This window comes from Xaviernesmea oryzae (genome assembly GCF_900109605.1).
GTDB classification, from domain to species: domain Bacteria; phylum Pseudomonadota; class Alphaproteobacteria; order Rhizobiales; family Rhizobiaceae; genus Xaviernesmea; species Xaviernesmea oryzae.
The window spans coordinates 1-4,630 of record NZ_FOAM01000040.1; the positions used below are offsets into that span (position 1 = coordinate 1).

The 4,630-nt window shown below is 54.4% G+C and carries 3 protein-coding genes; all 3 read left to right on the forward strand.

The annotated features are described in order from the left end of the window. Nucleotides 1-232: 232 nt before the first annotated feature. Nucleotides 233-2,311: a type II secretion system secretin GspD gene (gspD, locus tag BMX61_RS24040; RefSeq protein WP_092743082.1), complete on the forward strand. Its 2,079-nt coding sequence runs from the start codon at nt 233-235 to the stop codon at nt 2,309-2,311. Nucleotides 2,312-2,755: 444 nt separating this feature from the next. After that, nucleotides 2,756-3,760 carry a transglutaminase-like domain-containing protein gene (locus BMX61_RS24045; protein WP_234794811.1) on the forward strand — a complete coding sequence of 335 codons (1,005 nt, stop codon included), beginning with the start codon at nt 2,756-2,758 and terminating at the stop codon, nt 3,758-3,760. A 633-nt stretch (nt 3,761-4,393) separates the two neighbouring features. Further along, a partial coding sequence (gene tnpA, locus BMX61_RS24050; protein ID WP_139199012.1) for an IS66-like element accessory protein TnpA occupies nt 4,394-4,630 on the forward strand: 237 nt, incomplete at its 3' end.

Here is a 4,630-nt window from a genome sequence, read left to right on the forward strand (position 1 = left end):
ATATTAAGCGAGAACTTATCAAGAGTGATTTGATGCGCCGCCTGTGAAATTTTTACGACCTGTGGATTTACAACCACCACGGCAAGAAAACGCAAGCCAGACTATCGATACCTGTGGACAGAAAACCCGTTAGCCCTCCCTAAAGGATGGCGATCGGATACCATCGGAACCTTGCGACAGGCGGATAAACAGTATGCGCGTAGGAACATGGTTTTGTGCAGGGATCGTCCTGATGGCTTCAGGATGTGCCTCGACTGATTCTGTTGATGACGTATTCTCTGCCAAGGTCGCCCAGCTAGACAACCGGATCAGCGAGCATCCCTACAAAACCTCATCCGCCTCGTCACATGGCGTCTTTGCGCCCGCGCCGCGCGCCAAGGAGGGCGCCGTGCAATATGGAACGGGGAGCTTCATCAATAAAAGCCCGCCGATCTTACGTGAAAAATCAATCTCAGGCAGCGATGGCTATAGCCTCAACCTCGTCGACGCCCCTGTTCTGGCGGCAGCGAAAAGTGTCTTGGGCGATACGCTCGGACTCAACTATGTCGTTGACCCGCGTGTGACGGGGAAGATCACGCTGCAGACGACCTCGCCCGTATCTCAGGCTTCCCTTGTTGAAATTTTTGAAAGTGCTCTGGCTGTGAACGGAGCTGTCTTATCTCGCAAGGGCGCGATTTATCAAATCGTTCCTGCTTCGGAAGCTTTTTCGGTGACGCCCGAAATCACGACCTCCTCATCCACGAGCGGGCCCGGTATCAAGGTGCAGGCGATCGAGCTGAAGTTCGTTTCGGCAAGCGAAATGAAGGGAATTCTTGAGCCGATAAGTCGGCAGGGATCTATCGTCAGAGTCGATAATCAGAGAAACCTGATTGTGCTGGCAGGTTCCAGCAGCGATCTTGCATCGATGCGAAGTGCGATCGCAGTCTTTGACGTCGACTGGATGAAGGGCATGTCTGTTGCACTTCATCCCCTCAAGGCGTCACAGCCAGCGGCAGTCGCTAAGGAGCTGACATCAATCTTCGCATCCGATAGCGGCCCCGGCGAGAACGTCATCAAATTCATACCAAACGAGCGCCTGAATTCAGTTCTCGTCATCACCTCTCGACGCGCCTATCTCGACCGGGCGGCTGCCTGGATATCGAAGCTCGACCGCTTGGCAGCAACAAACGAAGAGCGCCTCTTCGTCTATAACATTCAGAACCGACCCGCGAAGGAACTCGCGCAAGTCCTACAATCTGTCCTCAAGGCAAGCACTTCATCGTCCGATACGATCGGCGCCGAGAGCCTCGTGTCGCCTGACATGCAACCATCAACGCTTAGTTCCGCCGGTGGTGGCGCCACTGGAGCGGCCGCCTTCCCTGTCGCGCAGCAGGCAAATCACCCGAAGGTGTCCGTTGTTGCTGATATCGAAAACAACGCGCTTCTGATTTCGACAACCGCGCGGGAATATGAACGCATCGAAAAACTGTTGAACCAGCTGGATATCGTTCCAACACAAGTCATGCTTGAGGCGGTCATTGCTGAGGTAACGCTGACCGATCAGATGAAGTTCGGGCTGCGATGGTTTTTCGAAAACGGGAATTTTTCGACGGGTTTTTCTGACGTTGTCAGCGGAAGCGTTGCCAAGAGCTTTCCGGGTGTCGGCTGGTCATTCGCCACCAATGATATACGGGTCACTTTAAACGCGTTATCCAGTATCACGAACGTCAATGTCGTTTCCGCGCCGACACTCATGGCGCTGAACAATCAGAAGGCTGTGCTCCAAATTGGCGACCAAGTTCCCATTGTCAGCCGCCAGGCGCAAGGTGTCGACAGCGCTAATGCACCAATTATCAGCACCGTCGAAATGAAGGACACAGGCGTCATTCTGACTGTTCTGCCGCGTATAAACAGCTCTGGCAAAGTCATGCTCGACATTCAGCAGGAGGTCAGTGACGTTGCGAAGACAACGTCATCTGGCATTGACTCTCCGACGATCCAACAACGCAAGATTTCAACCCGTGTCGTCGTCAATGACAATGAAAGCGTGGCACTCGGCGGTCTCATTCAGCAGCGGAATAACATTATTCGCGACCAGGTTCCAATTCTTGGCGATATCCCCCTGATCGGGAATGCTTTTAAGAGCAAAACGGATGAAATCAGGAAAACTGAACTTATCATATTCATTCGGCCGCGCATTGTGCGCGACTCTAATGAAGCTCGTATTGTCACAGACGAGTTTCGACGGCAGCTAGATTTCGACTCGGCAATTAAAAAGCGTCGAGGCGGTTCATCGAAACTTGAGCAAGACGTCAAAAGACTTGCGTATTAGGCTTTGCTAGCGAAATTAGTTATGCTTGGCCATGTCGCCAGCTGGTGTCGCGCGGAGTGCGTTTCGGTATTAGCGAACCATGCTGGCATGCATTGCTGCGGGATTATTTGAGAGGAAGGTGCGATGACCCTGGCCGATTTTGCAAGGACCGTGCAGCACTCAGCGATAGGACTTTGTCCGATCGACCTAGAAAAATTTCCGCACTCGGTTTTGGATTTGGGATGTGCGCTTCTTCCGGGTCGATCCAGGGTGCATCGTTGGAGTTCTAAGCCTTGAGGGAGGGATGTCACCCGCACGAGCGAGGAGCCGTCATGGGAAGGCAACCTGGCTTCTGCCTGATGGAAGCTTGATGGTGCAGGAGGTCGCCGGCTATGCGGGCTTCGGGTCTCAATGGCTGAGGCAAGCTGTTTGCTAGTGCACTTAACCATAGATTGCGTAGGCTTCATGAATTTCAATCGTCTCCAGTTAGATCCGCATCAGGTTGAAGTCGGTGAGGCTAAAATGAAACGCTTCTGCCTTGCGGTGCTGGTGCTGTGTTTGCCCTTGACGAACGTCATGGGTCAGACTGCGGACGCGCCTGCCGCGACCTTGCAAGAACGAACAGAAGCGCTCTTTAAACCGTCGCTCGATCTTCTTGATGTCAAACTCACCGTTGATGCCATGGTTGACGCATCGGTTCGCATCGACGTTGTCAAAGCCGAAATCGATCGAATGGCGACCACCATCGCCGCTATGGCAGGCGAGAATGGCGATGAGGCGACCAGGCTCAACGCCTTGAAGCGATATCTCTACGAAAGTGGGGTCTGGAACCAGAACAACCCATTCCGGTACGACCTCAGCGACCCGCTTGGCTCAATGCCGGCCAACAGGCTCCTGCAGCGCTACCTCGTCACGCGACGCGGCAATTGCGTCACAATGCCAATCCTGTTCGTTGTCCTAGGCCAACGCATTGGCTTGCGTATGACCCTCGTCGAGGCGCCACTGCACCTGTTCGTCAAATACACTGATGCAGACGGGAAAGCGTGGAACCTGGAGCCGACGAGCGGCGGGGGTTTTACCCGTGACGAATGGTATCGCCAGAAGTTGCCAATGTCAGACAAGGCGGTTGCCAACGGTGTCTATCTGCGCGCACTGTCCCACGAGGAATCCGTCGCGGTGATTGCCTCGTTCCTGCTCGAGCATGAGATCGATGCGGGTCAGTTCGAAAACGCTCTCAGCGTTTCCGACATTTTGCTTCGACATTACCCGAACTTCGCCTACGGCCTGGTGAAACGAGGCAGCGCCTATCACGGGCTGCTGCGCCGGGAGCTGGCCACAAAATATAGTCGGGAGGAGGACATTCCGCCGGACCTGAAGGCCGAGGCCGATCAATGGTACCGGCAAAACGCGGAAGCCTTCGCGAAAGCAGAAGCCTTAGGGTGGCGGCCGCAGGACGGCGAGGCGCGATAGTCTGTGAACGTCGTCGCACGATTTGTCGTCTTCCATGGAGAGCTGAGGTGTCATCGGAGTAAAGGGCGCAGGTTAGACTGCGAGGCGCTCTCCGATGACCTGACTGCTGAAGAGATTACTTAAATTTCGATGCATGACCCTTGGATGAGACCTGGCATCAGTATCTGAGAAGGGCTGGAAGGTTTCTGACGTTGAATGCTGCCCGATTGACGTCGTAGTTCGACGGATCGTCTCCGAACAAAGCCTTCAGCGTGCTCCGGTCTCTCCAGGTCACTTTGTTCCGACCGGGGCTGTTCGCTTCACGTTCAGTTCGTGCCGTGGACTCAAGTTGTAAATCTACGCCCGTCGATGCCCGGACTTTATCAAGCTTTAATCCGAGTACAAACTTACTCGCCCGTTCGACAACGTGACGTCGATCAATGCGAGCGATGAAGGTGATGGAGCAGCGACCAATTTTTTTAATCAACGGGCAGAAAGATACTCACGTTCTGCCTTTCCAAGTCTGATCCTCGCCTACCCGTTATGTTTCCTGAGGTTAGGATAGTCTGCTGATCTGTAAGCCCCCGGTGAGGGCCGCCTTGCGATGACGGTCTTCTGACTGGCAGTCCTAGTGGTAACGCTAGGAGTAGTCATATGACGAAGCATCCCATCGAGGTGATCACATCTGTAGAGCGCCGTCGGCGCTGGACACATGAGGACAAGGCGCGGCTCGTCGCGGCCTGCTTTGAGCCGGACGCGGTTATCTCCGAGATTGCCCGCGCGGCCGGTATCCATGTCAGTCAGTTGTTCCGCTGGCGCAAGGAGCTTTGCCAATCGGACGAACCAGCAAAACAGGCGACCACGACCTTGGTGCCGGTTATCTTATCGGAT

Coding starts and splice junctions, on each gene's coding strand:
- gspD (WP_092743082.1), top strand. CDS start 233: ATGGCTTCAGGATGTGCCTCGACTGATTCTGTTGATGACGTATTCTCT.
- BMX61_RS24045 (WP_234794811.1), top strand. CDS start 2,756: ATGAATTTCAATCGTCTCCAGTTAGATCCGCATCAGGTTGAAGTCGGT.